Annotated in this window: 21 protein-coding genes and 1 other RNA gene; 18 read left to right on the top strand and 4 right to left on the bottom strand. The window is 67.4% G+C overall.

The features are described 5' to 3' along the window. The first annotated feature begins 77 nt into the window (after positions 1–77). The 4 genes from KP010_RS12855 to KP010_RS12870 all read left to right on the top strand — a co-directional run bounded on the left by KP010_RS12855 (position 78) and on the right by KP010_RS12870 (position 3,795). Positions 78–770 carry a hypothetical protein gene (locus KP010_RS12855; protein WP_142861960.1) on the top strand — a complete coding sequence of 231 codons (693 nt, stop codon included), beginning with the start codon at positions 78–80 and terminating at the stop codon, positions 768–770. A 74-nt stretch (positions 771–844) separates the two neighbouring features. Further along, positions 845–3,091 carry a primosomal protein N' gene (locus tag KP010_RS12860; RefSeq protein ID WP_142861959.1) on the top strand — a complete coding sequence of 749 codons (2,247 nt, stop codon included), beginning with the start codon at positions 845–847 and terminating at the stop codon, positions 3,089–3,091. After that, positions 3,088–3,351 (top strand): hypothetical protein, encoded by a 264-nt coding sequence (locus KP010_RS12865; RefSeq protein ID WP_185966421.1) that lies wholly within the window; start codon positions 3,088–3,090, stop codon positions 3,349–3,351. The genes KP010_RS12860 and KP010_RS12865 overlap by 4 nt, the downstream gene beginning before the upstream one ends. A 135-nt stretch (positions 3,352–3,486) precedes the next feature. After that, positions 3,487–3,795, top strand: a complete 309-nt coding sequence (locus KP010_RS12870; RefSeq protein ID WP_142861957.1) for a hypothetical protein — start codon at positions 3,487–3,489, stop codon at positions 3,793–3,795. Between the two features lie 279 nt (positions 3,796–4,074). On the opposite strand, the gene KP010_RS12875 is transcribed toward KP010_RS12870, so the two are convergent. Then, positions 4,075–4,611: an AAA family ATPase gene (locus KP010_RS12875; protein WP_142861956.1), complete on the bottom strand. Its 537-nt coding sequence runs from the start codon at positions 4,609–4,611 to the stop codon at positions 4,075–4,077. Between the two features lie 36 nt (positions 4,612–4,647). Beyond that, positions 4,648–5,046 carry a carboxymuconolactone decarboxylase family protein gene (locus KP010_RS12880; RefSeq protein ID WP_142861955.1) on the bottom strand — a complete coding sequence of 133 codons (399 nt, stop codon included), beginning with the start codon at positions 5,044–5,046 and terminating at the stop codon, positions 4,648–4,650. Positions 5,047–5,130: 84 nt separating this feature from the next. Between KP010_RS12880 and KP010_RS12885 the strand changes: the two genes are divergently transcribed. Next, on the top strand, positions 5,131–5,622 hold the full coding sequence (locus tag KP010_RS12885) for a hypothetical protein (RefSeq protein WP_246659737.1): 492 nt from the start codon (positions 5,131–5,133) through the stop codon (positions 5,620–5,622). An 84-nt stretch (positions 5,623–5,706) separates the two neighbouring features. After that, positions 5,707–6,132, top strand: coding sequence for a TfoX/Sxy family protein (locus tag KP010_RS12890; RefSeq protein ID WP_185966420.1), 426 nt, complete (start codon positions 5,707–5,709; stop codon positions 6,130–6,132). Here KP010_RS12890 and KP010_RS12895 read toward each other — a convergent pair. After that, positions 6,042–6,941, bottom strand: coding sequence for a LysR family transcriptional regulator (locus KP010_RS12895; protein ID WP_142861953.1), 900 nt, complete (start codon positions 6,939–6,941; stop codon positions 6,042–6,044). The genes KP010_RS12890 and KP010_RS12895 overlap by 91 nt on opposite strands. Positions 6,942–7,042: 101 nt before the next feature. Between KP010_RS12895 and KP010_RS12900 the strand changes: the two genes are divergently transcribed. After that, a complete protein-coding gene (locus tag KP010_RS12900) occupies positions 7,043–7,966 on the top strand; it encodes an alpha/beta fold hydrolase (protein WP_253203621.1) in 924 nt (307 codons plus the stop codon). A gap of 4 nt (positions 7,967–7,970) precedes the next feature. Here KP010_RS12900 and KP010_RS12905 read toward each other — a convergent pair whose 3' ends face one another. After that, a complete protein-coding gene (locus tag KP010_RS12905; RefSeq protein WP_142861952.1) occupies positions 7,971–9,200 on the bottom strand; it encodes a beta-ketoacyl synthase in 1,230 nt (409 codons plus the stop codon). Positions 9,201–9,538: 338 nt separating this feature from the next. Between KP010_RS12905 and rnpB the strand changes: the two genes are divergently transcribed. From rnpB to murC, 11 genes are all read left to right on the top strand, one after another. Beyond that, an RNA gene (gene rnpB / locus KP010_RS12910) (RNase P RNA component class A) lies at positions 9,539–9,931 on the top strand. Between the two features lie 399 nt (positions 9,932–10,330). Next, on the top strand, positions 10,331–11,341 hold the full coding sequence (rsmH, locus tag KP010_RS12915; RefSeq protein WP_108917767.1) for a 16S rRNA (cytosine(1402)-N(4))-methyltransferase RsmH: 1,011 nt from the start codon (positions 10,331–10,333) through the stop codon (positions 11,339–11,341). After that, positions 11,341–11,727, top strand: coding sequence for a hypothetical protein (locus KP010_RS12920; RefSeq protein ID WP_216280933.1), 387 nt, complete (start codon positions 11,341–11,343; stop codon positions 11,725–11,727). Before rsmH ends, KP010_RS12920 begins: the two co-directional genes overlap by 1 nt. Then, the gene (locus KP010_RS12925; protein ID WP_142861950.1) at positions 11,724–13,493 is read left to right on the top strand and encodes a penicillin-binding protein 2; all 1,770 of its coding nucleotides are present in this window, start codon (positions 11,724–11,726) and stop codon (positions 13,491–13,493) included. Before KP010_RS12920 ends, KP010_RS12925 begins: the two co-directional genes overlap by 4 nt. After that, positions 13,493–14,941 (top strand): UDP-N-acetylmuramoyl-L-alanyl-D-glutamate--2,6-diaminopimelate ligase, encoded by a 1,449-nt coding sequence (locus KP010_RS12930; protein ID WP_142861949.1) that lies wholly within the window; start codon positions 13,493–13,495, stop codon positions 14,939–14,941. Before KP010_RS12925 ends, KP010_RS12930 begins: the two co-directional genes overlap by 1 nt. Then, positions 14,942–16,360: a UDP-N-acetylmuramoylalanyl-D-glutamyl-2,6-diaminopimelate--D-alanyl-D-alanine ligase gene (locus KP010_RS12935; RefSeq protein ID WP_216280934.1), complete on the top strand. Its 1,419-nt coding sequence runs from the start codon at positions 14,942–14,944 to the stop codon at positions 16,358–16,360. A 12-nt stretch (positions 16,361–16,372) separates the two neighbouring features. Next, positions 16,373–17,455 carry a phospho-N-acetylmuramoyl-pentapeptide-transferase gene (mraY, locus tag KP010_RS12940; RefSeq protein WP_142861947.1) on the top strand — a complete coding sequence of 361 codons (1,083 nt, stop codon included), beginning with the start codon at positions 16,373–16,375 and terminating at the stop codon, positions 17,453–17,455. A gap of 4 nt (positions 17,456–17,459) precedes the next feature. Then, complete coding sequence (murD, locus tag KP010_RS12945) at positions 17,460–18,884, top strand: UDP-N-acetylmuramoyl-L-alanine--D-glutamate ligase (protein ID WP_142861946.1); 1,425 nt, start codon at positions 17,460–17,462, stop codon at positions 18,882–18,884. Further along, positions 18,881–20,029, top strand: coding sequence for an FtsW/RodA/SpoVE family cell cycle protein (locus KP010_RS12950; protein WP_108917774.1), 1,149 nt, complete (start codon positions 18,881–18,883; stop codon positions 20,027–20,029). Before murD ends, KP010_RS12950 begins: the two co-directional genes overlap by 4 nt. Next, positions 20,026–21,153, top strand: coding sequence for an undecaprenyldiphospho-muramoylpentapeptide beta-N-acetylglucosaminyltransferase (gene murG / locus KP010_RS12955; RefSeq protein WP_142861945.1), 1,128 nt, complete (start codon positions 20,026–20,028; stop codon positions 21,151–21,153). The genes KP010_RS12950 and murG overlap by 4 nt, the downstream gene beginning before the upstream one ends. Next, complete coding sequence (gene murC / locus KP010_RS12960; RefSeq protein ID WP_142861944.1) at positions 21,150–22,553, top strand: UDP-N-acetylmuramate--L-alanine ligase; 1,404 nt, start codon at positions 21,150–21,152, stop codon at positions 22,551–22,553. The genes murG and murC overlap by 4 nt, the downstream gene beginning before the upstream one ends. The last annotated feature ends 108 nt before the right edge of the window (positions 22,554–22,661 follow it).

Below are 22,661 nucleotides of genomic sequence, written 5' to 3' on the forward strand. Positions count from 1 at the left end.
GCCGCCCCGTCCCGCAATATCCTCGGCGTTGGAAGCGAGCGATCGAACGCTCGGAAATTTTGGGACGGAGCATTGCGATGAGCGATTTTGCCAAGAAACTGTTCGATTTTCTCAAGACTGCGACCCTGGCGACGGCGATCGGCGCGCCGAGCGCCGCAGCCGGGGTCATCGTCTATCAGCGGCCCGACTCGGCGCTGATGCTTCTCTCCAGAGTGCAGTCGGTCGAGATCGGCGATTTCAAGCTCGCGCTCGGACAAAAGGCTTTCGAGATCAATCCCGATCTCGGCGCGAAAAAGAATTCCACGGACGATTTCGCCGCCCTCGCGCGAAAGCTCGGACCGCGCGAGGTGGAGCGGCTGATCCATCTCCTTCCGCTCGACGCCGCCGGCATGGACAAGCTCGGCGCCGATGCGATCAAATGCGACTACGGCAAAGCCGATGCGCGAACGCGCCTCTTCGCCGTCATCGACAAATCGCTGGAAGAGAAAAAGCTGATCGAGATCACGCGGCGCGACGATCTGATCGATCAAAAGACGCATGAGGTCTATGGCCCTCCGAGCGCTTGCTATCGTGCGGTCGTCACCGCGCTCGGCGCCGATGTGAAGTCGATGATCGTCTCCGAATTGACTCGCTATTTCACCAGTGAGCTGGATGTGGGAGCGCCCCCCGCCGCCGTCGAGCCTGTGAACGCCAAGCCGGTGAGCGAGAGGAGCCGGACGAAATTCGCCCAGCCCCGCCGCGACGCGGTGGAGCGGATCGCCGCCCGCTGATCGCTCGCGAAAATCGTGTTTTCTTCACGCGAAGCAATTCCCACTTCGCTCGAAAACACTTTAAGACAGCGCCCATGAGCGGCGAGGCGGACACGAGGGAAGGGGCGCAGATCGTCGAGATTCTGCTGCCGGTGGCCGTCGATATGGCCTATTCCTATTACGCGCCGCCGGCGCTGCGGCTTTCGCCGGGAGATTGCGTCGAGGTCCCGCTGGCGACGCGCAAATCCTTCGGCGTCGTCTGGTCGGTCGCGGAGGCGGGGGGCGCCGGGCCGGGCAATCTCAAATCCGTCATCGCCAAATATGACCGGCCGCCGCTCGGCGAGACGCTGCGCGGCTTCGTCGATTGGGTGGCGCGCTGGACCTTGGCGCCGCGCGGCATGGCGCTGCGCCTCGCCACACGCGCGGTGGAGGAGGCGGCGCCGGAGACGCCCCGCGTCGGCTATCGGCTCGCCGGCCCGCCGCCCGAGCGCATGACGGCGGCGCGGGCGCGCGTCATAGAGGCGGCGGAGGGCGGCCTCACTTTTTCCAAGGGCGAGCTCGCCCGCGCGGCGGCCTGCTCCAATGGCGTCGTCGATGCGCTCGTCGACGCCGGCGCGCTCGAGGCCGTCGCTCTGCCGCCGGAGCCCGTCGCCGGCGCGCTCGATCCCGATTTCGCGCGCGCGCCGCTGGAGGCCGAGCAGCTCGCCGGCGCCGAGGCGCTGACGAGCGCGGTGGAGCAGGGCGGCTATCGGCCCTTTCTGCTGGAGGGCGTCACCGGCGCCGGCAAGACGGAGGTCTATTTCGAGGCCGTCGCGGCGGCTCTGCGCGCCGGCGGGCAGGCGCTGGTCTTGATGCCGGAGATCGCGCTCACCGCGCAATTCCTCGAGCGTTTTGCCGCACGCTTCGGGGACAAGCCCGCCGAATGGCATTCCGGCGTCTCCGAGCGCAAGCGCGCGCGGCTGTGGCGTGGCGTCGCCATGGGCGAGGTGAAGGTCGTCGCCGGCGCGCGCTCGGCGCTGTTCCTGCCCTTCTCGAATTTGCGGCTCATCGTCGTCGATGAGGAGCATGAGGCGGCCTATAAGCAGGAGGACGGCGTCGCCTATCACGCCCGCGATATGGCGGTCGTTCGCGCGCGGCTCGAGGGCGCGACCATCGTGCTCGCTTCGGCGACGCCTTCCATCGAAACGCGCGTCAATGCGCAGAGCGGCCGCTATGGCTATTTGCGCCTCACCGCCCGCGCCAACGCCCGTCCCATGCCGCGCATAGAGGCGATCGACATGCGCGCCAATGGGCCGGAGCGCGGACGCTGGCTCGCGCCGCGGCTGGTGGCGGAGGCGCAGGAGACGATCGCGCGCGGCGAGCAGGTTCTGTTCTTCCTCAATCGGCGCGGCTATGCGCCGCTGACCCTGTGCCGCAGCTGCGGCCATCGCTTCCGCTGCGAGAATTGCGACGCCTGGCTGGTCGAGCATCGCTTTCGCCGCGCGCTGGTCTGCCATCATTGCGGCCATGTCGAGCGCCGCCCGCACATCTGCCCGGAATGCGAGGCGGAGGATTCGCTCACCGCCTGCGGGCCGGGCGTCGAGCGGCTCGCCGAGGAGGCCGCGATCCTCTTTCCCGAGGCCCGCACTCTGGTGCTCTCCTCGGATTTTCCGGGCGGGCAGGAGCGCTTGCGCCGCGAGCTCGCCGAGATCGCGGCGGGCGCTTTCGATATCGTCATCGGCACGCAATTGGTGGCGAAGGGGCATAATTTCCCCTTTCTCACTCTGGTCGGCGTGGTGGACGCCGATAGCGGGCTCGGCAGCGGCGATCCCCGCGCCGCCGAGCGCACTTTTCAGCTGCTGAACCAAGTGACCGGCCGCGCCGGCCGCGGCGACAAGCCGGGCAGAGCGCTGATTCAGAGCTGGCAGGCCGACCATCCGGTCATTCGCGCCATTCTCTCCGGCGAGGCGGAGGCTTTTTACGCGCAGGAGACGCGATTGCGCGAGCGCGCCGGCCTGCCGCCCTTCGGGCGCCTCGCGGCGCTGATCGTCTCGGCCAAGGACGCCGGCGCCGCCGAGACCCATGCGCGCGCTCTGGCGCGGGCGGGGCATTCGCTGCCCTCGACCGATCGCTATCGCGTCGCCCCGGCCGGCGGCCTGCCGGAGGAGGGTGAGATCGTGGTGCTCGGCCCGGCCGAGGCGCCCATCTCGCTCATTCGCGGGCGCTATCGTTTCCGTCTGCTGGTGAAGGCGCCCAAAAGCGCAGATCTGCAGGCCTATCTACGCGCCATGCTGGCGGCGGCGCCCAAGGAGCGCGGCGGCGTGCGCGTGGCGGTGGACGTCGATCCGCAGAGCTTTTGGTGATAGAGGATTTGGAGGATGTGTTTCCTCATGTTCCCTTTCCGAGCGACCTTGGCGCCTTTGTCGAGGCTGCGCGATTGGGGCGGGAAATTCGGGCGGTCGAAACTTTCGCGCGGCCGCCGGGGCCGAGCTTTCTCGGCCGCGCGGTCGCGCGCATCGAGACCGAGCCGACGGGGACGTTGGAGGCGAGCGACTGGAGCGAGAGCGAGCTTTATCTCTGCGCCGACCGGAGCGGCCGCGGCTTCCGGTCGACCACGCGCTGATGCGCGAGCTACGCGATCTTGTGGGAAGAATCGCGGAGCTGATTGATCTTTTCGCGCGCGCCGATAGTTTGCTCGCGAACATATCAGGGGCGACGCTCGACCACGCGGCGCTCGGACTGGCGGAGGCGGCGGAACATGGCGACGAGTGAGGAGAGCGGCGATCTCTTCGGCCATGCGTCCGCGCAGGGCGATCTCTTCGCCGATCAGCCAGGGCCAAATACCGGCGTCTTCACCCCCGATCCCGCGCAGGTGCGCGCGCGTCTGCACGCTCTGCTCGCCAAGGTGCGGGCGGCGCAGGCGAAGTCGCCTTGGGGCGATCGCGAAACGCGGATGAATCGCACGATTTTTCCGCAAATGGCGAATTGGCTTCCCGAGGACGAGGCTGAGCAGCTGCGCTGCGCATTTCGCATCGAGCTGGAGCGTCTCGGCCTCGACAAGCTATAGGCTCCTCACGGCCTCAGTATCGACGATAGTCGATCCGACGTTCCCCAATCGGACGCGCGCCCCGTCGCTCACGGCGCGTCGATCTCGCAGACGCGATCGGTGGTCGAGCGGCCGCGGAACTGATGGCGTTGCCGCCGGCGTCGACTATGTGGAGCAGGCCTTGATCGGTAAGAAAATACCAGGCGGTCGTCGGCGCGTCGGCGAATTCGTGCGTCGGATCGCCGGCGGTCACGCGGTCGAGCCGCTGGCCCGCCTCGGCGACGAGGGCGCGAATGAGCTTCATATAGCGGGGCGCGGCGGCCTCGGCGGCGGCGATGCGCTCCGCCCGTCGGCGGTCGTCGATGCGATCTCCACGCGATCCTCGTCCGGCTCGAGCGATTCGAACCGGCTTTTCAGCAACCGGAACGTGGCGGGAGCGATGTAGAGACTTCCCGCCGGCTGTTCGTTGCGCTGCGCGATCCGCCGCCAGGCGACATCGTCGGGACAGCTCAGGCGGCAAAGAACCGGCTTGCCGCCGCGCGAGGCGACAAGCTCGCGCACGCGCGTTCGCTCGGCTCGCGACCAGAAACCGAAATCGAGAACGACATTCGTCCCGAGATCGATGCTGCGCGTCCAAAGGTCTTCCATCACCGCGTAGACGCGGCGGGCGCGCTCCTCGAATTCGGCCTCCGGAGGGTCGGCGCCGTAGAGCCGGCTCATCCATTCGTCATGGGTGAAGCGAAGCGCATTTTGCTCCAGCTCCAGTCGCTTCGCGAGTGTGGTTTTGCCCGCGCCGAGGAAACCGTGAAGCAGGAAGGCTGCCGGCTTTATCGTCATGCCCTCGTCTCCCGATCGCTGTTTGGGCTCTCGCCTTCACTTCACGTCGTATTCCGCATCCACCTCGACGCCGAGCGCGGTGACGAGGCGGTTCGTCTCCGAGGCCATGCCGACGATGGCGAGAAGCTCGTGGAACTCCGCCTCGCTCATGCCCTTGGCGCGGGCGCTCGCCGTGTGGGAGTGGATGCAGTAAGAGCAGCCATGCGCGATGGAGACGGCGATATAGAGCATTTCCTTCATTTTGGGATCGAGCGCGCCGGGGCCCATCACCGCCTTTATGCTCTCCCATGTGCGCTTCAGCGTGACCGGATCATGCGCGAGGGCGCGCCAGAAATTATTGACGAAATCGCTTTTGCGCGTCGCGCGTATGTCGTCGAAGACCGCGCGGGCTTCGTCGGAGAGCTCGTCGTCGGCGAGCAATGTCACAGTGGCCATGGCGTGTCGCTTTCTCTTTTGGTTGCGCTCGGCCTATCATAGATCGCGCGCGCGCTTTCCGCATGGCTCGAAAAGGAGAGAGAGATGATCGGCGCAATGCTTCGGGCGAGGACAGCCGCGCTCTTCGCCGCTCTCTCGGGCGCGGCGTCGCCAGCTACGGCGCAGGGGCGCGTGTGGGACTATAGATTCGACGCAGGCGAGCCGCCGATGGCCTATCTCGGCTATGGCGTTCCCGAAACCGACGATACGCTCGGCGGCTTTCACTGCGAGGCGCATAGCGGCGCGGTGACGGTCTTTATTTCGGAAACCGACGGCAAGCAGAAGGCCGGCAAGGCCGCGACGGCGATTTTCGCCGTGGGCGAGACGCAGACGAAGATCGCCGGAAAGCTCGCGCCGAATGAGGAGGCGGGCGTTCCGAGCTTCGAGGGGCGGATCGCCGCCGACGATCCGATCTTCGCCGCCATGGCGCGCGGCGACAAGCTGGTCGTGACGATCGGCGGCTCGAAGCAATCCGCGCCGCTGAACGGCGTCGCGGGCAAGGTCGAGAAATTCGTCGAGGCTTGCAGGAAGAAGTGAGCTTCGAGCTTTTCGTCTATGCGCGCCGGGCCCATCGTCGCCGGAGCGCAGTCGCCGATGCGAGGCGGCGAAAGGAGACCGCGCATGGCTTATGATCCCGATCTCGTCTCGCGACTTCACGCGCTCTTCGCGGCGCGCGACGATGTCGAGCCGCGCCGTATGTTCGGCGGTCTCTGCTTCCTGCTGAAGGGCGATATGTGCGTCGCCGTGCGGGGCGACAGCCTCATCCTGCGTCTCGGCGAGGAGGGCGCCCGGCTGGCGGCGACGCGGGAGCATGTGGCGCCGGCGATTCTCGGCGGGCGCGTCATGAAAGCCTGGGCGACGGCCGCGCCCGCGGCGCTGCGCAGCGATGCCGCGCTGGCCGAATTCGTCGGCCTCGCGGTCGCTTTCGTCGAGACGCTCCCGCGAGCCGCGGCGGATCAGAAAATCCCCTCGACGCGGCGAAGGGCCGGCGCGGCGAAATCGACGAAGGCGCGCACGACGGGGCGTAGAAAACGCGCCGAAGGATAGACGAGGAAGAATTCGCTCGGCTCGATCTCGTGATCGGGCAGCACGCGGACCAGCGCGCCGCTGCGCAGCTCCTCGGCGACGAGCAGCAATTGCGCCGTGGCGATTCCGCGTCCTTCTCGCAGCGCCGAGACGAGAACCTGCGCGCTATTGGTGACGAGCTTGGGCCGCGCCGGAATATCTTCGGCCGTCTCGCGCTTGCGCAGGCGCAGCGCGCCATTGCGCAGCGAGGCGTCGGTGACGAGAAGGTCATGCGCGGAAAGATCGGCGACATCGCGCAGAGGCGCGCTGCGCGACAGGTAAGAGGGCGAAGCGACGAGAATGCGCCGGCTGAAGCCGATGCGCTTTTGGATGAGCGAGCGCTCGCTCGGCCGGCCCATGCGCAGCGCGACGTCTATATTCTCGAAAATGAGATCGACCGGGCGATTTTCGAGCGAAAGAGACACGCAGACGTGAGGATGCGCGTCCTGAAACGCGGTCACTATGCGGCGCAAATGGACTTCGCCGATGCAGCTCGGCCCGTGCAGGCGCAATTCGCCGGCGATCTCGGCGCCTTCGCCGCGCAGGTTCTCGAGCGCCGCGTCTATGGCTGCGAGCGGGCCGCCGGCGGCCTCATAGAGCGCGAGGCCGCGCGCCGTCGGGCGCAGCGCGCGTGGGCCGCGTTCCAGGAGGCGCGCGCCGACATGCGCCTCGAGATTGCGCAGCAGCTTGCTGACGGCCGGTTGTGAGACGCCGAGATCGGCGGCCGCCGCCGTCATCGAGCCGCGCTCGACGATGCGGAGGAAGGCGCGAAGCGCGGCGGCGAGGTCCATCTATAACCATTGGTTATGATAAGCTTGTCATTCCTGTCGATAGACGCATGGCGGGCGATCGGCAACTCTCCCGAGCGATGGTTTCGGCTCGGGAGGTGAGGATGACGATCGACAGGCGTGCATTTCTGGCCGCCGCCGGGGCGGCCGCGACGCAGGGGATTTCGGCGCGGGCGCGCGCGGCGGGGCTGCCGCCGGCGGGCGCGGAGAGCCGCTTCCTCGAGGTCGATGGGCTGCGGCTGCATTTCGTCACGCTCGGCGCCGGGCCTGCGGTCGTGCTGCTGCATGGATGGCCGCAAACATGGTTCGCCTGGGCCGCGACGATGGAGCGGCTGGCGCGCCGCTTCACCGTCATCGCGCCCGATCTGCGCGGCGTCGGATTATCGGACCGTCCGCCTTCCGGCTATGACAAGCGTCGAATTGCCGAGGATATCGCCGCGCTCATCGATCGCGCCGCGGGCGGGCGGGCGTATGTGGTCGGCCATGACATGGGCGGCAAGGCGGCCTTCATGCTGGCGCTGCTGCATCCCGAGAAAGTGGCTCGGCTCGTCCTGGTCGATTGCCTCGTTCCAGGGACCGAGAATATGGACGCCCGGCGCGGCGGCGCCTGGCATTACGGATTTCACATGGCGCGCGAGATTCCCGAACTGCTGACCAAAGGGCGCGAGCGCGATTATATCGCCGCGCAGATCCGGGCGTGGTCGTTTCGCGAGGATGCGGTGAGCGCGGCGGCGATCGACGAATTCGCGCGTCATTATGCGACGCCGGGCGGCATGACCGCGGGCTTCGAATATTATCGCGCGCTGCCGGAGGATGCGCGATCGGTCGCCGCGCTGGCCGATCGCCGGCTCGATATGCCGGTTCTGGCGATCGCCGGCCGTCATGGCGTCGGCGAGCGGCTCGCCGAGGCGCTGCGGCCGAAGGCGCGCGCGCTCTCCTCGATCATCGTGGAGGAGAGCGGCCATTTCGTCGCCGACGAGGCGCCGGAGGTTTTTTGGCGCGAGGCGGAGCGGTTTCTCTCCGCGTGACGCGTCAGGCCTGGCGCACAACCAGCACGGCGTTGATGCCGCCGAAGGCGAAGGAGTTGGACATGGCCGCGCGGATCGCGACGCGGCGAGCCTCGTGCGGCACCGGGTCGATCGGACATTTGGGGTCCGGGCCCTTGAAATGGATCGTCGGCGGGGCGAGCTGGGCGCGCAGGGCGTTGATCGTGATGACGAGCTCGAGCGCGCCGGAGGAGCCCAGCGCATGGCCGTGGATCGGCTTGGTCGAGGAGACCGGCAGACGCCCGCCGCGCTCGCCGAAGACGCGCAGAATGGCCTCCGACTCGGTGATGTCATTGGCGTAGGTGCCGGTGCCATGGGCGTTGAGATAGTCGATGTCGTCGGGCGAGAGGCCGGCGCTCTCCAGCGCCTGCCGCATGGCGGCCGAGGGGCCCTCGACATTGGGCCGCAGCGGATCGAAAGCGTCGCTCGACGTGCCATAGCCGGCGAGCTCGCACAAAGGCGCGTGACCGCGCGCCTGGGCGAGTTCTTCGGTCTCCAGCACGAAAATTCCGGCGCCCTCGCCGAGCACGATGCCGTTGCGGCCGGCCGAGAAGGGGCGGCAGAAATCCGGCGTCAGCACGCGCAGCGCCTCCCAGGAGCGCAGCGAGCCGTTGATGACGGCCGCCTCCGCCCCGCCGACGATGGCGCGATCGGCCGCGCCGCAGCGGATCATCTCGAGGCCGACGCCGATCGCCTGGCTCGCCGAGGAGCAGGCGCTGGCGATGGCGAAAGTGGGCCCATTGCAGGAATAGCGCATTCCGAGCATGGTCGGCGCGGCGCTCGGAATGAGGCGCGGCACGGTCAGCGGATCGGCGCGCTCGCGGGAGTTGTATTCCTTATGGGCCTCGTCATCGATCGTCTTGGAGCCGCCGATGCCGGAGCCGATGACGACCGCCGTGCGCGGCCCGGCGATATCCTTGCGGCCGAAGCCCGCCTGAGCCATGGCCTCGTCGGCGGCGACGATGGCATATTGGGTGAAGGGGTCGCAATAGGGCAGGATCTCGGGCTCGAGATGGGCGAGCGGGTCGAAATCTATTGCTTGCGCGGCGATTTTGATGCGCCCGCCATAGGGGCGCTCGAGCTTCAGAGGACGGACCTGGCATTGGCCGTCGCGGGCCGCTTCCCAGAGCGGCTGCGCGCCGACGCCGGCGGCCGAAACTGCGCCCATGCCCGAGACGACGACGCGTCTCACATCCTGTCTCACCGCTGTGGCCAATGTGGATAGTCGCTCCGCTGCGGCCGCGCCCGGCCTGTTATCCGACAGCTCGGACGATAGCTCTTTTTGCCGTCACCGTCGCCTCGGGCGCAAGCCGGAGGCCGGCATTTTCCCCGCAAAGGCGCGCGGCGCGGCGTCGCACAGGCGCGTAAGTGATAGATTTGCAGGAACTTTTTCGCTGCGTTACGTATGTCTACGCTCCTCGGCCCGCCTGCGTCATTCGAAATCGAGACCCCGAAGGGGCTCACACTCTCCCGCGTAGTGGTCTATCGAGTATCCTTCTCGTGCGGCGGCGGCCGTCTTGACCTTCCCCCTTCGGCTACCTATTCCCTCATCAGCCAGTCGGCTGGATGGCCGCTGTCCTTCGGGATAGAGGAAAGTCCGGGCTCCACGGAGACACGGCGCCGGATAATGTCCGGCGGGGGCGACCCCAGGGAAAGCGCCACAGAAAGCAAACCGCCGCGACCCTCGGGCCCGCGGCAAGGGTGAAAGGGTGCGGTAAGAGCGCACCGCTCGGGCGGCGACGTCCGAGGCATGGCAAGCCCCGCCGGGAGCAAGACCGAATAGGGGCGACTGGAAATAGCGATATTTCCCGGCCCGTCTCCGGGCCGTCGCCCGGGTTGGTCGCTAGAGGCGGCGCGCAAGCGTCGTCCCAGAGGAATGGCCATCGCGCGTGGGCGGGGAAACCCAGCCGCGCCATACAGAACCCGGCTTATAGGCCGACTGGCGATTTTATCGCGTGAGGGGCGGGCAGTGGGGAGTAGGGAGCGGGTCGTCTATCCCCCGCTCGGATGCATTATTCATCACCTCCGCCTCCGCCTTGCCTAACGCGCGATGCGCGGCCCGCGCCCGCGTCAACGCTCCCTTAACCCTGACGACGGCTAATAATCGCCAGCGCCGCGCCGCCCGCGCCGCTCCGTCGCCCGTGGTTCTTCATGATATGCGTTGTTGTTCAGAGCGATGACACGTCTTTCGGGGACAAGGCGCGCCCGCGCCTCGCGCGCGCCGGCGATTTCTCGCGCGCGCGGGGGCTCGGCGGACGGCCGCGACGACGCCAAATATCGGCTGCGGCGGGCGCGTCCAGCGGGCGCTGCGCGGCCATGCGACGCAAATTTCGAATCGGAGGCGAGATGACGACGAGCGGCGCCGAGCGGCATGTTCCCGTGCTGCTCGAGGAGGCGGTCGCCGCCCTCGCGCCCTGTGCGGGCGGAGTCTATCTCGACGCCACTTTCGGCGCCGGCGGCTACACGCGCGCCTTGCTGGCGCGTGAGGGGACGCGCGTGCTGGCGCTGGACCGCGATCCGAGCGCCATACGCGCCGGCTACGCTCTGGTGGAGGCGGCGGGCGGGCGGCTGACGCTGGTCGAGGCGCGCTTTTCCGAGCTGGCCGAGGTGGCCGAGCGCATGGAGCTCACGCCGCTCGACGGCGTCGTCGCCGATATTGGCGTCTCCTCCATGCAATTCGACGAGGCGGCGCGCGGCTTCTCCTTCCGCAACGACGGGCCGCTCGACATGCGCATGGAGGGGCGCGGGCCGAGCGCCGCCGACATTATCGCGGATGCCGAGGAAGAGGCGCTCGCCGATATTCTGTATCATTACGGCGAGGAGCGCGCCTCGCGCCGCATCGCCCGCGCCATCGTGAAGGCGCGCGAGGCCGGCCGCATAGAGACGACGCGCGCGCTGGCGCAGATCATCGAGCGCGCCGCGCCCGGAAAGCCGGGCGACATTCATCCGGCGACGAAGAGCTTTCAGGCGCTGCGCATCGCCGTCAATGACGAGCTCGGCCAATTGGTCGCGGCGCTGGGCGCCGCCGAGCGCGCGCTGAAAGCCGGCGGGCGGCTCGCCGTGGTGACGTTTCATTCGCTGGAAGACCGCATCGTGAAGCAATTCCTGGCCGAGCGCTCGGGCCGCGGCGAGACGCGCTCGCGGAGGCTGCCGGGCGAGCCGATCCCGCCGCCGCCGACTTTCGTCAGCGAAGGGCGCCAGCCGGTGACGCCTTCGGACCGCGAAATCGCCGCAAATCCGCGCGCGCGCTCCGCCAAGCTGCGCTATGCGACGCGCACGGAGGCGCCGGCGCGCGCCATGGACGAAGCGCTGGCGCGTCTCGCGCGCCTGCCGGAACGCGTCAAAGGGAGACGCTGATGCTGCGCTTTCTCAATGTCGTCGCCATTCTCGCGCTGATCGGATCGGGCTTCTACGCCTATTCGATCAAATATCAGACCATGCTGCGCGCCGAGCAGATCAGCAAGATGAAGCGCGAGGCCAAGAGCGAGCGCGACGGCATCGCCGTGCTGCGCGCCGAATGGGCCTTTTTGACGCGACCCGAGCGCGTGCAGGATCTCGCCGACAAATATCTCGATTTGAAGCCGCTCGCCGTGACGCAGATCGCGATGGCGCAGTCGCTGCCGGAAAAGCCCGAGCGCATCGACTCGATCGGCCGCAAGCTGGACGCGCTCGGCCTCGGCGGCGCGGCGACGACGCCGGCCGCGAGCGGAGCGCCGACGACGCCGAAAGGAAAGCCGCGATGACCGCCCCCGACACTGCGACGAACGGCGCGACGAACGGCCTGCGCCGCCGGCTCGACGGGCTGTTCTCCACCTCGCTCGGCAAGACCAGCGCGCGTATGCGCATGGTCGCGGCCGGATTCGTCTGCCTCTATGTCGGCATCGGCGCGCGGCTCGTCATCATCGGCTTCAAGCCCGATCCGACGACGATGCGCCGCGCCTCCGGCGAGACCATCGCCGCCTCGCGTCCCGACGTGCTCGACCGCAATGGCGAAATTCTCGCGACGGATGTGAAGACCGTCTCCGTTTTCGCCGAGCCGCGCCGTCTCATCGACAAGGACGAGGCGACGGAATTGCTCACGGCGGTTCTGCCCAATGTCGACGCCCGCGATCTGCGCGACAAGCTCGCCTCGAAGAAGGGCTTCGTGTGGGTGAAGCGCTCGGTGACGCCCAAGCAGCGCGACGAGGTGTTTCACCTCGGCCTGCCTGGCGTCGGCCTCGCGCCGGAGAACAAGCGCGTCTATCCCAACGGGCCGGCGGGCGCGCATGTGCTCGGCTATGTCAATATCGACAATGGCGGCATCGCCGGGATCGAGAAATATATCGACGGGCAGGGCCTCGCCGATCTGCATGACGCCGGCTTCAGCCTGACGCCCGAGGATCTGAAGCCCATCTCGCTCTCGATCGACATAAAGGCGACTCATGCGGTGCGCGACGAGCTGGAAAAAGGCGTCGCGCATTTCAAGGCCAAGGCCGGCGCCGCGGCGATCATGGACGTCGACACGGGCGAGGTGATCGCGCTCGCCTCGCTGCCCGATTACGATCCCAACAAGCCGCCGGACATGCGCGATCTGGCCTATATCAATCGAATGAATGTCGGCGTCTATGAGATGGGCTCCACCTTCAAGGCGTTGACCATCGCAATGGCGCTCGACTCCGGCAAGGTCAATCTCGGCTCGCGGCTCGACGCGCGCGGCACGCTCAATTTCGGCCGCTTCCGCATCCATGATTATCACGCGACCAATCGCGTGCTCACCCTGCCGGAAGTGTTCACGCATTCTTCCAACATCGGCACGGCGCGCATGGCGCTCGGCCAGGGCGTCGAGCGGCACAAGGCGTTTCTGCGCAAGATGGGCCAGCTCTCGCGCATGCGCACCGAGCTGCCGGAGAGCGCCGAGCCGATCGTGCCGAAGAATTGGGGCGAGCTGAATACAATGACCATCGCCTTCGGCCATGGTCTCGCCGTCGCGCCGCTGCAGGCGATGATGGCGGTCGGCGCGCTGATGAACGGCGGCTATCTGATGACGCCCACTTTCCTCAAGCGCAGCGAGGAGGAGGCCAAGAAGAGCGCCGTGCAGGTGATCAGGCCGGAGACCAGCGAATCCATGCGCTATCTCATGCGCCTCAACGCCGAGATCGGCTCCGCCAGGAAGGTCAACGTCAACGGCTATTTCGTCGGCGGGAAGACCGGAACGGCGGAAAAGGTGATCGGCGGCCATTATTCCAAGACCCGCCTCTTCACCACTTTCATGGCGGTGGCGCCGGCGGACAAACCGAAGTATCTGTTCCTCACCATAATGGACGAGCCGCAGGGCCTTCCAGAGACCGGAGGCTACGCCACCGCCGCCTATAACTCGGGCCAGGTGACAGGGCAGATCATCGAGCGCGTCGGCCCGCTGCTGGGCCTGCCGCCGCGCTTCGAATTGCCGACGCAGCCTTTCCCGCTCCTCGCCAAGCTCGGCTATGGCATGGCCAATAGTCCCGCCGTTCCCGGCGGGGGAGGGCATTGATGCGATTTTCCGACCTTCTCGACGAAGCGACGGCGGCGAACCTCGGCGATCTCGATATCGCCGGCGTCACCGCCGACAGCCGCGACGTGCGCGAAGGCTATGCTTTCTTCGCCGTGCCGGGCCATGCCGGCGACGGCCTCGCTTATGTCGCCGATGCGCGCGCGCGCGGCGCGCGGGTCATCATCGCGCCGCGCGCGGCGGAGGTCGGGCTGCCGCTGCTGGTGGTCGCGGATGTGCGCGCGGCGCTCGCCCATGCGGCGGCGCGGTTTTTCGCGCGCCAGCCGCGGATCGTCGCCGCGGTGACCGGCACCAGCGGCAAGAGCTCGGTCGTCGATTTCCTGCGCCAGATCTGGCTCACGCTCGGACGCGACGCCGCCTCGCTCGGCACGATCGGAATCGTCGACAAAAACGGCGCGCATTATGGCTCGCTGACGACGCCAGGGCCTGTGGCGCTGCATCAGTCGCTCGACGAGCTGGCCGCGCGCGGCGTCACGCATCTCGCTATGGAGGCGTCCTCGCTCGGCATAGATCAGCGCCGCCTCGACGGCGTGCGTCTGACCGTCGGCGCCTTCACCAATTTCTCGCGCGACCATCTCGATCACCATCGCGATCTCGAAGAGTATTTCGAGGCGAAGATGCGCCTCTTCGACACGCTGCTGGCGCCCGGCCAGACAGCGGTGATCGACGCGGACAGTTCGGTGGCGGCGCGCGTGATCGATATTTGTGAGAAGCGCGGGCTGACGATCTTCGATGTCGGCGAGAAGGGCCGCGGCATAGCGCTGCTCGAGGCGGATGCGCAGTCACTCGGCTCGCGCTTGCGGTTGCGCTGCGGCGACGAGACTTTCGCCGTCGCTCTGCCGCTCGCCGGCGCGTTTCAAATTTCCAATGCGCTGGTCGCCGCCGGCATGGCGATCGCCTGCGGCGCGGCGCCGGCGCAGGTTTTCGGGGCGCTCGAGACATTGCGCGGCGCGCCCGGACGGCTGGAGCTCATCGGCGCGCGCGACGGCGCGCCCGTCTTCGTCGATTACGCGCATAAGCCCGATGCGCTGGACAAGGTGCTGGCGGCGGTGCGCCCTCTGGCGAAAGGACGGCTCGTCGTCGTCTTCGGCGCCGGCGGCGATCGCGACAGAGGCAAGCGTCCCTTGATGGGCGAGATCGCGGCGCGCGCGGCGGATGTGGTCGTCGTCACCGACGATAATCCGCGCAGCGAGGAGCCGGCCTCGATCCGCGCCGCTATATTGGAGGCGGCGCGCGGCGCGAAGGGCGCGGAGATTCACGAGATCGGCGACCGCGCCGCGGCGATCCGCGCGGCGGTCTCCTGGCTGCGCGAGGGCGACGCGCTGGTGGTCGCCGGAAAGGGCCATGAAACGGGCCAGATCGTCGGCGATCAGGTCTTGCCATTCTCCGACCGGGCGGCGGTCGAGGCGGCCTTGCAGGGTGGGATTTGAATGAAACAGCAAGCGCTATGGACCGGACTGGGGCTGATCGGCGCCTTGCGCGCGCGCATCAGCGGCGGCCTGCCGCGCGACGTCGATGGCGTCTCCATCGACACGCGCACGCTGGCGCCGGGCGATCTCTTCTTCGCCATAAAGGGCGAGGCGCGCGACGGTCATGATTTCGTGCGCATGGCGTTCGAGCGCGGCGCCGCGGGCGCGGTGATCGACGACGCGCACGCCGGCGAATTTCGCGATCTATCGCCGCTCTATGTCGTGCGCGATGTGCAGGAGTCGCTGGAATATCTCGGCGCCCGCGCGCGCGAGCGCTCGCCCGCCTATGTCGCGGCGATCACCGGCTCGGTCGGCAAGACATCGACCAAAGACATGGCGAAGACGCTGTTCTCGCGCTTCGGCGAGACGCACGCCTCGGCCGCCTCCTACAACAACCAATGGGGCGTGCCGCTGTCGCTCGCGCGAATGCCGGCGTCGGCGCGCTACGGCCTTTTCGAGATCGGCATGAATCACGCGGGCGAGATCGCGTCGCTCGTGCGCTTTGTCGAGCCGCATGTCGCCGTGGTGACGCGCGTCGCGCCCGTGCATCTCGAGCATTTCGACTCGCTCGAGGCCATAGCGGCGGCGAAGTCCGAGGTGTTTTCCGACCTCGTCGAAGGCGGCGTCGCCATCATCAATCGCGATGACGAGACTTATGAGACGCTGCTGGAAGGCGCCGCCGCCTCCAGAGCCGCGCATGTCTTCTCCTTCGGCGAGAGCGAGACCGCGCAGGCGCGGCTGCTCTCCTACGATGGCGAGAGCCAAGTCGCGGAGGCGGAGATTTTCGGCCGCCGCCTGCGTTATCGCATCGGCGCGCCGGGCAAGCATTTCGCGGTCAACTCGCTCGCCGTGCTGACCATCGCCCATGTCTTCGGCATAGATCTCGCCGAGGCGGCGGAGACGCTGGCCGATTTCGCACCGCCCAGGGGACGCGGCCGTCGCGAGACGTTCGCGATCGGCGGCGGCGTTCTCACGCTCATCGACGAGAGCTACAACGCCAATCCCACCTCCATGCGCGCGGCTTTCGATCTCCTCGGCGCGGAGAGAAGCGCGCGGCGACGCGTCGCCGTGCTCGGCGATATGCTGGAGCTCGGGCCGAGCGCCGGCGAATTGCACGCCGGCCTCGCCAAAGACCTGGAGGCGGCCAGCGTCGATCTTCTCTTCACCGCCGGCCCGCTGATGGCGCGGCTCTTCTACGCGGCGCCCGAGCATATGCGCGGCGCGCATCGCGCCAACGCCGCCGAGCTCGAGGACGCGGTTCTCTCCGCGCTGGAGCCGGGCGATGTGGTCATGATCAAGGGCTCGAACGGCTCGCGCATGGCGCGCATCGTCGAGGCGATCAGAACGAAATTCCCGGCCGAAACCGAAGCGGCCTCGTAAAGGAAAAGACGAATGCTGACGCTGCTCGCGGACTTCTCGCATCTCTTCGGTCCGCTGAACCTCTTCCGCTACATCACCTTCCGCGCCGCCGGCGCGGCGGCGACGGCGCTGTTCTTCGTCTTCTTCTTCGGCCCCGCCATCATCGATGCGCTGCGCATCAAGCAGGGCAAGGGCCAGCCCATTCGCGAGGACGGACCGGCCTCGCATCTGCTCACCAAAAAAGGCACGCCGACCATGGGCGGGCTGATGATCCTCTCGGGTCTGCTCGTCGCCACTCTCCTCTGGGCGAATCTGAAAAACTCTTATGTGTGGATCGTCATATTGGTGACGGCCTCCTTCGGCGCGATCGGCTTCTACGACGATTATCTGAAGGTGACGAAGCAATCGCACAAAGGCTTTTCCGGCAAGGCGCGGCTCGCGCTCGAGTTCGCGGTCGCCGGCCTCGCCTGCTATGCGTTCACGACGGTCGGCGGCGACAATATGTCCAAGCTCGCTCTGCCGCTGCTCAAAGGCTACGCCTTCTCGCTCGGCTGGCTGTTCATTCCCTTCGGCGCCTTCGTCATCGTGGCGGCGGGCAATTGCGTCAATCTCACCGATGGTCTCGACGGCCTCGCCATCGTGCCGTCGATGATCGCGGCCGGCGCCTTCGCGATCATCGCCTATCTCGTCGGCAATTCGATCTTCTCCGATTATCTCGGAATCAATCACGTCGCCGGCACGGGCGAGCTGACCATCGTCTGCGCGGCGCTGATCGGCTCCGGCCTCGGCTTTCTGTGGTTCAACGCGCCGCCGGCGCAGATCTTCATGGGCGACACCGGCTCGCTCGCGCTCGGCGGATTGCTCGGAACCATATCGGTCGCCATCAAGCAGGAGTTCGTGCTCGTCATCATCGGCGGCCTCTTCGTGCTCGAAGGCGCCTCCGTCATCGTGCAGGTGGCGAGTTTCAAGCTCACCGGCAAGCGCGTGTTCCGCATGGCGCCGATCCATCACCACTTCGAGCAGATGGGCTGGACCGAGCCGCAGATCGTCATTCGCTTCTGGATCATCTCCTTCGTGCTCGCCCTTCTCGGGCTGTCCTCGCTGAAGCTGAGGTGAGCGCATGACTCCGGCGACCACATTCGCAGGGCGCAAGGTCGCACTCTTCGGGCTCGGCGGCTCGGGCCTCTCGACGGCGCGCGCGCTTCTCGCGGGCGGCGCCAGCGTCGCCGCCTGGGACGATGGCGAGGCCGGCCGCGCCAAGGCGCAGGCGCAGGGCTTGGAGCTGGTCGATCTGACGCGCGCGGATTGGCGCGAATTCTCCGCGCTCATTCTTTCGCCCGGCGTGCCGCTGACGCATCCGCAGCCGCATTGGACGGTCGCGCGCGCGCGCGAAGCGGGCGTGGAGGTGATCGGCGACATAGAGATTTTTTGCCGCGAGCGCGCGCGTCATGCGCCGGGCGCGACCTTCATCGCCATCACCGGCACCAATGGCAAATCGACGACGACGGCGCTGATCGCGCATATTCTGCGCAGCGCCGGCAAGGATGTGCAGCTCGGCGGCAATATCGGCACGCCGATCCTCGATCTTTCGCCGCCTTCCGAGGCCGGCATTCACGTCATCGAATGCTCGTCCTTCCAGATCGATCTGACGCCTTCGCTCGCGCCGTCCATCGGCATTCTCATCAATCTGACGCAAGATCACATCGATCGTCACGGAACGATGGAGAATTACGCGGCGGTGAAGGAGCGTCTCGTCGCCGGCGCCGATGTCGCGCTGATCGGCGTCGACGATTCTTTCTCGCACGCGATTGGCGCGCGGCTGATGGAGCGGCGCCGCGAGGGCCAGCGCGTCTATCCGGTCTCGGCGGCGCGCGCGCTCGATTGGGGATTCTTCATCGCCGAGCGTAAGGCGCTCTATCGCGAGGCCGGCCATGCGCCCGAACAGACCGAGACGCTCGGCGATCTCGACGGCGCGCGCGCATTGCGCGGCGCACATAATGCGCAGAACGCGGCCTTCGCCGCCGCCGCCGCCTGGCATTGCGGACTATCCAGCGAAGAAATCGCGCGCGGCCTGCTCACCTATCCCGGCCTGCCGCATCGCATGGAGGAGGTGGGGCGGCGCGGCCGCATCATCTTCGTCAACGACTCGAAAGCCACCAACGCTGACGCGGCGGAGAAAGCGCTGCTCTCCTATGGCGAGATATTCTGGATCGCCGGCGGCAAGGCGAAAGAGGGCGGCATAGAGCCTCTGCGGCCACTCTTCTCGCGCATTCGCAAAGCCTATCTCATCGGCGCGGCGGCGCAGGATTTCGCTCGCACTCTGGAGGGCGCGGCGCTCTATGAGCATTGCGGAACGCTCGATGTCGCCATTGCGCGCGCCGCCGAGGACGCTGCTCTCAGCGATGCGCGCGAGCCGGTCGTGCTGCTCTCGCCGGCCTGCGCCTCTTACGATCAATTCGCCAATTTCGAAGCGCGCGGCAACGCTTTTCGGCTCATCGCGCGCGAGCTCTATGTCCATGCGCCCATTGCCGGAGAAACGTCATGATCTCGCGCGCGGAGCGATCCACTTTTTCCGATTGGGCCTGGACGATCGATCGCTGGCTGATCGCCGGCGTCGCGCTGCTCATCGTCTGCGGCCTCGTCTTCGCAATGGCCGGCAGCCCGCCGGTGGCCGAGCGGCTGCATCTTTCCACCTTCTATTTCGTGCATCGGCAGGTGCTGTATCTCGCGCCCGCGATCATCGTGATGTTCGGCGTCTCGTTTCTCACGCCGCGCCATGTGCGGCGCGCCGCTGTCGTCTTGTGGATCGTGTCGCTCGCGCTGGTCGTCGGCACGCTGTTCTTCGGCCAGGAAGTGAAGGGCGCCAAGCGCTGGATCTTCGGCGTTCAGCCCTCCGAATTCTTGAAGCCGGCCTTTGTGATCATGGCCGCCTGGGCGTTTTCGGAAGGCGCCAAGCGCAAGGACGTGCCCGGCAGCCTTCTCGCCCTCGCGCTGCTGCCCGTTACTGTCGCGCCGCTGGTGCTGCAGCCCGATATCGGCCAGACCTTGCTGATCTCGCTCGTCTGGGCGGGGCTCTTGTTCATGGCCGGCATTCATTGGCTCTGGATTTTCGGCGTCGGCGGCGTGGGCGTCGTGGGCGCGGTCGCGGCCTATAAATTCCTGCCGCATGTTCACGCGCGCGTGACGCGCTTTCTCGATCCGCAAGCGGCGGGGCAAGGCGTCGCCGACACATTCCAGGCGGACACAGCGCTCTACAGCTTCATCAGCGGCTCCTGGTTCGGCAAAGGTCCGGGGGAGGGCACGTTGAAGCGCATTCTGCCCGACGCGCATACGGACACGATCTTCGCCGTCATCGGCGAGGAGTTCGGCCTCTTCGTCTGCATGGGCGTCGCGGCGATCTATGGCCTCATCGTGCTGCGCGGGCTCTACTCCGCCTCGCGCAACGAGGACGCCTTCTGCGCCTTCGCGACCGCAGGTCTCGTGATGCTGTTCGGTCTGCAGGCCGCCATCAATATGGCGGTCAATCTCCAGCTGATGCCGTCGAAGGGCATGACGCTTCCGTTCATTTCCTACGGCGGCTCCTCGCTCATCTCGCTGGCGCTCGGCTTCGGCTTTCTGCTCGCGGTGACGCGCCGGCGCCCGCATATAGAGCCCATCGTCGAGGCGAGCGTCATGGAGGCGCGGGCATGAGCGAGCGTCCCATTCTGCTCGCCGCCGGCGGCACCGGCGGCCATCTCTTTCCGGCGGAAGCGCTGGCTCATGCGCTGCGCGCGCGCGGCTTTGCGGTGGAGCTCGTCACCGACGAGCGCGCGCTGCGCTATGGCGGCGAATTTCCCGCGCGCGCGATGCACGCCATCGCTTCCGCGACGCCGCGCGGCGGCTCCGTCGTCGACAAGGCGAAAGCCATTGCGACGCTCGGCGTCGGCGCCTTGCAGGCGCTGCGTCTTCTGCTGCGCGTACGGCCGCTCGCCGTCGTCGGCTTCGGCGGCTATCCGAGCGTGCCGCCGCTGTTCGCGGCTTCGCTGCTGCGCATCCCGACTGTGCTGCATGAAGCCAATGCGGTGATGGGCCGCGCCAATTCGTTCCTCGCCGGCCGCGTCGATAAAGTGGCGTCGGGATTTCCGCTCTCCGGCGTCTCGAATGCGCTCGCGGAAAAAATCACCGTCACCGGCAATCCGCTGCGCCCCGCCGCGCTCGCCGCCGCGGCGCTTCCCTATCCGGGCTTCGAGGACGGCGGATTGCGGCTGCTCGTCACCGGCGGTTCGCAGGGCGCGCGGGTGATGTCGGACATCGTTCCGGCTGCGCTCGAATCGCTGCCGAAGGAATTGCGCGAGCGCATCGAGCTGACGCAGCAGGCGCGCGAGGAGGATCTCGCGCGCGTCACAATGGCCTATGCGCGCGCTGGAATCGTCGCGCAGATCGCGCCCTTCTTCGGCGATCTGCCGGAGCGCATCGCCAATGCGCATCTCGTGATCGCGCGTGCCGGCGCCTCCACCGTCACCGAACTGGCGGCGATCGGGCGGCCGAGCATTCTGGTGCCGCTGCCCCATGCGCTGGATCAGGATCAGGCGGCCAACGCCGAAGTGCTGGCGAAATCCGGCGCGGCGGAAGTGGCGCGCCAAGCCGATTTCACGCCGCAATGGCTCGCGGCGCGCATCGCGGCGCTCGCTGCGGACAGCGCGGAATTGCAAAGACGCGCGCAGGCGGCCAAAAGCGTCGGGGTCACGGACGCGGCCGAGCGGCTCGCCGATCTCGTGCTCGCCGTCGCGGGCGAGCAGCACAGCGCCGCGCCGGCGCGGGGGAGCGTTATATGAGAATGCCGCGCCGTCTCGGCCCCATTCATTTCGTCGGCATAGGCGGGATCGGAATGTCCGGCGTCGCCGAGATTCTGCTCGCGCAGGGCTATGATGTGCAGGGCACGGACGCCGCCGACGGCGCCAATCTGCAACGCCTCGCCGGCAAGGGCGCGCGCGTGCATGTCGGCCATGACGCGCAATGGTTGGGCGAGGCCGCAGTCGTCGTCGTGTCGAGCGCGATCAAGCGCGACAATCCCGAGCTCGTCGCGGCGCGCGCGCGGCGCCTGCCTGTGGTGAAGCGCGCGGAAATGCTCGCCGAGTTGATGCGCGACAAGCGTTGCGTCGCCGTCGCCGGCACGCATGGCAAGACGACGACCACTTCGCTGGTCGCCACTCTGCTCGACTCCGGCGGTCTCGATCCGACGGTGGTGAATGGCGGCGTCATCAACGCATACGGCACGAATGCGCGTCCGGGCGCCGGCGAATGGATGGTGGTGGAAGCGGACGAGAGCGACGGCACATTCTTGAAGCTTCCCGCCGAAGTCGCCATCGTCACCAATGTCGATCCCGAGCATTTGGATCATTTCGGCGATTTCGACGGCGTGAAGAAGGGCTTTCGCGCCTTTATCGAAAATCTCCCCTTCTATGGTTTCGCCGCCGTCTGTCTCGATCATCCGACCGCGCGCGAGATCATTGCGCAGATCGAGGATCGCCGAGTCATTTCCTATGGCGAGAGCCTGGAGGCCGAGGCGCGGCTGTTCGATCTCGATCTTTCCGGCGGCGTCGGACGCTTTTCCGTTCTGCTGCGCGATCGCGACACGGGCGCAGAGACGCGGCTCGATGATCTGCTGCTGCCGGCGGCGGGACGGCACAATGCGCTCAACGCCACGGCCGCTATTGCGGTGGCGCATCGGCTCGGCGTTCCCGCGGACAAGATTCGCGACGGGCTCGCGCGCTTCGCCGGCGTGAAGCGGCGCTTCACCAAGACGGGCGAGTGGAAGGGCGTTTCGATCTTCGACGATTACGGCCATCATCCGGTCGAGATCGCCGCCGTGCTGCGCGCCGCGCGCGCCTCCACCAAGGGCAAGGTGATCGCCATCATGCAGCCGCATCGCTACACGCGGCTGCAATCTCTGTTCGATCAATTCGCGAGCTGTTTCACGGATGCAGATGTCGCGCTGATCGCCGATGTCTATCCGGCCGGCGAGAGCAAGATAGAGGGCGTCGACGGCCCCGCGCTGGCGCGCGCCGCCGCGGCGCAGGGGCAGCGCGTGAGCGCTTTCGCTTCGCCGCAGGAGCTGCCCGGATTGATCCGCGAGATCGCCGCGCCCGGGGATTATGTGGTGTTTCTCGGCGCCGGCGACATTACCAAATGGGCCTATGCGCTGCCGGGACAGCTCGCGGAGCTCGCGCCGTGATATTCGCGCAGACATGCAGAACGCGCGTCCCTTCTCCCACTTGTGGGAGAAGGTGGCCCTCGCGTCAGCGAGGGTCGGATGAGGGTCCGCGTAGAAGTGCGGGGCTCT

Origin of the sequence: Methylosinus sp. KRF6 (genome assembly GCF_018887255.1) — a bacterium.
GTDB lineage: Bacteria > Pseudomonadota > Alphaproteobacteria > Rhizobiales > Beijerinckiaceae > Methylosinus > Methylosinus sporium.

What these genes read in the sequence shown, in the direction of transcription:
- KP010_RS12855 (WP_142861960.1), top strand. Translation starts at nt 78, where the DNA reads ATGAGCGATTTTGCCAAGAAACTGTTCGATTTTCTCAAGACTGCGACC.
- KP010_RS12860 (WP_142861959.1), top strand. Translation starts at nt 845, where the DNA reads ATGAGCGGCGAGGCGGACACGAGGGAAGGGGCGCAGATCGTCGAGATT.
- KP010_RS12870 (WP_142861957.1), top strand. Translation starts at nt 3,487, where the DNA reads ATGGCGACGAGTGAGGAGAGCGGCGATCTCTTCGGCCATGCGTCCGCG.
- KP010_RS12875 (WP_142861956.1), bottom strand. Translation starts at nt 4,611, where the DNA reads ATGACGATAAAGCCGGCAGCCTTCCTGCTTCACGGTTTCCTCGGCGCG.
- KP010_RS12880 (WP_142861955.1), bottom strand. Translation starts at nt 5,046, where the DNA reads ATGGCCACTGTGACATTGCTCGCCGACGACGAGCTCTCCGACGAAGCC.
- KP010_RS12885 (WP_246659737.1), top strand. Translation starts at nt 5,131, where the DNA reads ATGATCGGCGCAATGCTTCGGGCGAGGACAGCCGCGCTCTTCGCCGCT.
- KP010_RS12890 (WP_185966420.1), top strand. Translation starts at nt 5,707, where the DNA reads ATGGCTTATGATCCCGATCTCGTCTCGCGACTTCACGCGCTCTTCGCG.
- KP010_RS12895 (WP_142861953.1), bottom strand. Translation starts at nt 6,941, where the DNA reads ATGGACCTCGCCGCCGCGCTTCGCGCCTTCCTCCGCATCGTCGAGCGC.
- KP010_RS12900 (WP_253203621.1), top strand. Translation starts at nt 7,043, where the DNA reads ATGACGATCGACAGGCGTGCATTTCTGGCCGCCGCCGGGGCGGCCGCG.
- rsmH (WP_108917767.1), top strand. Translation starts at nt 10,331, where the DNA reads ATGACGACGAGCGGCGCCGAGCGGCATGTTCCCGTGCTGCTCGAGGAG.
- KP010_RS12920 (WP_216280933.1), top strand. Translation starts at nt 11,341, where the DNA reads ATGCTGCGCTTTCTCAATGTCGTCGCCATTCTCGCGCTGATCGGATCG.
- KP010_RS12925 (WP_142861950.1), top strand. Translation starts at nt 11,724, where the DNA reads ATGACCGCCCCCGACACTGCGACGAACGGCGCGACGAACGGCCTGCGC.
- KP010_RS12930 (WP_142861949.1), top strand. Translation starts at nt 13,493, where the DNA reads ATGCGATTTTCCGACCTTCTCGACGAAGCGACGGCGGCGAACCTCGGC.
- KP010_RS12935 (WP_216280934.1), top strand. Translation starts at nt 14,942, where the DNA reads ATGAAACAGCAAGCGCTATGGACCGGACTGGGGCTGATCGGCGCCTTG.
- mraY (WP_142861947.1), top strand. Translation starts at nt 16,373, where the DNA reads ATGCTGACGCTGCTCGCGGACTTCTCGCATCTCTTCGGTCCGCTGAAC.
- murD (WP_142861946.1), top strand. Translation starts at nt 17,460, where the DNA reads ATGACTCCGGCGACCACATTCGCAGGGCGCAAGGTCGCACTCTTCGGG.
- KP010_RS12950 (WP_108917774.1), top strand. Translation starts at nt 18,881, where the DNA reads ATGATCTCGCGCGCGGAGCGATCCACTTTTTCCGATTGGGCCTGGACG.
- murG (WP_142861945.1), top strand. Translation starts at nt 20,026, where the DNA reads ATGAGCGAGCGTCCCATTCTGCTCGCCGCCGGCGGCACCGGCGGCCAT.
- murC (WP_142861944.1), top strand. Translation starts at nt 21,150, where the DNA reads ATGAGAATGCCGCGCCGTCTCGGCCCCATTCATTTCGTCGGCATAGGC.